The sequence below is a fragment of the Methylobacterium sp. WL103 genome (assembly GCF_008039885.1).
GTDB classification, from domain to species: domain Bacteria; phylum Pseudomonadota; class Alphaproteobacteria; order Rhizobiales; family Beijerinckiaceae; genus Methylobacterium; species Methylobacterium cerastii.
Genome location: NZ_VRUX01000509.1, coordinates 1 through 3104 on the forward strand (window position 1 = coordinate 1; position 3104 = coordinate 3104).

At 71.8% G+C, this 3104-nt stretch carries 3 protein-coding genes; 2 read left to right on the forward strand and 1 reads right to left on the reverse strand.

The window, feature by feature from the left end:
- Together FV222_RS21445 and glpX are read left to right on the forward strand one after the other, a co-directional pair.
- Positions 1 to 1218, forward strand: a 1218-nt coding sequence (locus FV222_RS21445) for a homoserine dehydrogenase (RefSeq protein WP_147815594.1), incomplete at its 5' end; no start/stop codon positions are given.
- Between the two features lie 148 nt (positions 1219 to 1366).
- Positions 1367 to 2362 carry a class II fructose-bisphosphatase gene (gene glpX / locus FV222_RS21450; RefSeq protein ID WP_147762294.1) on the forward strand — a complete coding sequence of 332 codons (996 nt, stop codon included), beginning with the start codon at positions 1367 to 1369 and terminating at the stop codon, positions 2360 to 2362.
- A gap of 59 nt (positions 2363 to 2421) precedes the next feature.
- On the opposite strand, the gene FV222_RS21455 is transcribed toward glpX, so the two are convergent.
- Positions 2422 to 3102 carry a L,D-transpeptidase gene (locus FV222_RS21455; protein ID WP_246685586.1) on the reverse strand — a complete coding sequence of 227 codons (681 nt, stop codon included), beginning with the start codon at positions 3100 to 3102 and terminating at the stop codon, positions 2422 to 2424.
- Positions 3103 to 3104: the final 2 nt, after the last annotated feature.

Below are 3104 nucleotides of genomic sequence, written 5' to 3' on the forward strand. Positions count from 1 at the left end.
CGCGACATCCGCGTCGTCGCCGTCTCCTCCCGCGACCGCACGCGCGACCGCGGGTTCGACGTCGCCGGGCTGCAATGGTTCGACGATCCGGTGGAGATGGCGCGCTCGGCCGAGGTCGACTGCGTGGTCGAGCTGATCGGCGGCTCGGAAGGGCCGGCCAAAGCCGTGGTCGAGGCCGCGCTCGCCGCCGGCAAGCCGGTCGTCACCGCGAACAAGGCGCTGCTGGCGCTCCACGGCGCGGCGCTGGCGAAGTCGGCCGAGACCGCGGGCGTCGCGCTCGCCTACGAGGCGGCGGTCGCGGGCGGCATCCCGGTGATCAAGGCGATCCGAGAGGGCCTGGCCGGCAACGCCGTGAGCCGCGTCTACGGAATCATGAACGGCACCTGCAACTACATCCTCACCCGGATGGAGCGCGAGGGCCTGACCTTCGAGGCCTGCCTTAAGGATGCGCAGGCCCTGGGCTATGCCGAGGCCGACCCGACCTTCGACGTCGAGGGTTTCGACACCGCCCACAAGCTCGCGATCCTCACGAGCCTCGCCTTCGGCACCTCGATCGACGCCGAGGGCGTCTCGGTGGAGGGCATCTCCGGGGTGAAGCCCCTCGACCTACGGATGGCCGAGGAGCTCGGCTACCGGATCAAGCTGCTCGGCGTCGCGCAGGCGACCGAGGCGGGGATCGAGCAGCGCGTGCACCCGACCATGGTGCCGAAATCCTCGAGCATCGCCCAGGTGATGGGCGTGACCAACGCGGTGACGATCGATGCCGACGCCGTCGGCGAGCTGACCCTGATCGGCCCGGGCGCCGGCGGCGAGGCGACCGCCTCCGCGGTGGTCGCCGACATCGCCGACCTCGCCGCCGGCCTGAGCCGCCCGACCTTCGGCTGCCCGACCGCGTCCCTGCGCCCGGCCGAGCGGGTCGAGATGCAGCGGCACGAGGGCGGCTATTACATCCGCCTCACGGTCCACAACCGGCCCGGCGTCGCGGCGGGCGTGGCCACCCGCATGGCCGAGCGCGAGATTTCGCTGGAGAGCATCCTGCAGCGCCGCACCGGCGAGATGGCGGAAAGCGATCCGAAGGGCCGCTCCGGCCAGCCGGTGCCGCTGGTGCTGATCACCTACGCGGCGACGGAGGGGAACATCCGCGCGGCCCTCGACGCCATCGCCGGCGACGGGCTGCTGGCCGAGGCGCCGCAGCTCATCCGGATCGAGCGCGAATAAGCCTGTTCGGCGCCCAACAGAACGGCACTATCGTTCCGATCCCGCCCAAAATCGAAAACCCAAGTTATTTTCGTGCATCCTAGCCGCGGTAGGCTGTAGGAGCAGGGGCACCGAAAACGTTCGGGCCGCGGGAAGGGCTTGGGAAACGATGGACGAGGCGCTCATGCAGGGCTCGCGGAGCGTCGTCGCGCGCACGCTCACCCTCGAACTCGCACGCGTGACCGAGCGCGCGGCCATCGCGGCGGCGGCCCTGCGCGGGCAGGGCAACGAGAAGGCCGCCGACCAGGCCGCCGTCGACGCGATGCGGGCCGAGCTCAACGCGCTGCCGATCGACGGGACCGTGGTGATCGGCGAGGGCGAGCGCGACCGGGCGCCGATGCTGTTCATCGGCGAGCGCCTCGGCAGCGGCGGCGGCCCCCGCGTCGACCTCGCGGTCGACCCGCTGGAGGGCACGACGCTCTGCGCCAAGGACATGCCCGGCGCGATCGCGATCATGGCGATGGCCGAGCGCGGCTCGCTGCTCGCCGCCCCCGACGTCTACATGCAGAAGATCGCGATCGGCCCCGGCTATCCGCCCGGCCTCGTCGACCTCGACGCCAGCCCCGCCGACAACATCGCCGCGCTCGCCCGCGCCAAGGGCGTGCCGACCTCGCAGATCGTCGCGATCGTCCTCGACCGGCCGCGGCACGGCGACCTCGTCGCCGCGATCCGCGCCACGGGGGCTGGCGTCCGCCTGATCTCCGACGGCGACATCGCCGGGATCATCTTCACCAACTCGCCCGACGAGACTGGCGTCGACATCTATCTCGGGATCGGCGCGGCGCCCGAGGGCGTGATCGCGGCCGGCGCGCTGCGCTGCATCGGCGGCCAGATGCAGGGCCGGCTGATCCTCGACACGCCGGAGAAGCGCCGGCGGGCGCAGGACATGGGCATCGGCGACCCGAACCGGAAATACGAGCTGACGGATCTGGCCCGCGGCGACGTCACCGTCGCGGCGACCGGCGTCACCGACGGGGCGCTTCTGCGCGGCGTGCGCTTCAAGCCCGGCGTCATCGAGACGGAGACCGTGGTCTACCGCTCGGCCACCGGCACGGTGCGGCGCATCCTCGGCGAGCACCGCCGCGCCGAGCGCAACGCGGATTGATCGAACGCGAACGCCGTCCGCCGGGGCTTCCCCCCGCGGACGGCGCGGTCGATTCCTGCTCAGTTCAGGACGACGACCTTGGTGCCGACGTTGACGCGGCTGAACAGGTCGATCGCATCCTGGTTGATCATGCGGATGCAGCCCGACGAGACGCTCTTGCCGATCGAGTTCGGATCCAGTGTGCCGTGGATGCGGAACAGCGTGTCCTTGTTGCCCTGCCACAGGTACATGGCGCGGGCGCCCAGCGGGTTGCGGTTGCCGCCGGGGACGCCGACGCCGCTCGGCAGCGTGTCGACTTCGCGCGCCAGGTGCGGCGTGCGGGCGATCATCTCCTTCGGCGGGTACCAATCCGGCCAGGCCTGCTTCAGGTTCACCGTCGCGGCGCCCGACCACGAGAAGCCCTGCTTGCCGACGCCGACGCCGTAGCGCCGCGCCCGGCCGTCCGCCTGGACCAGGGTGAGCTGGTGCGCCCGCGGGTCGACCACGATCGTGCCGGGCTCGTAGGGGCCGGTATAGGCGATCTCCTGGCGCAGGAACGCCGGGTTGGCCTTCTTCCAGTTGAAGGCCGCCACCGGGAACGCGTCGTCGGCGATCGCGCCGTAGGCCTTGTCGTAGTTGATCGGGCCGTTGTCGACCGGCCGGTTGATCGCCGCGGCCATCGCCGGGGAGAGCTGGTTGGCGCCGGGCTTCGGGCCGACGGTGAGCGGCGCGGCGGGCGCGTCGGCCGGGCTCTCCTGCAAGG

Excerpts from the sequence above, each read along its gene's own strand:
- glpX (WP_147762294.1), top strand. The coding sequence starts at position 1,367 with ATGGACGAGGCGCTCATGCAGGGCTCGCGGAGCGTCGTCGCGCGCACG.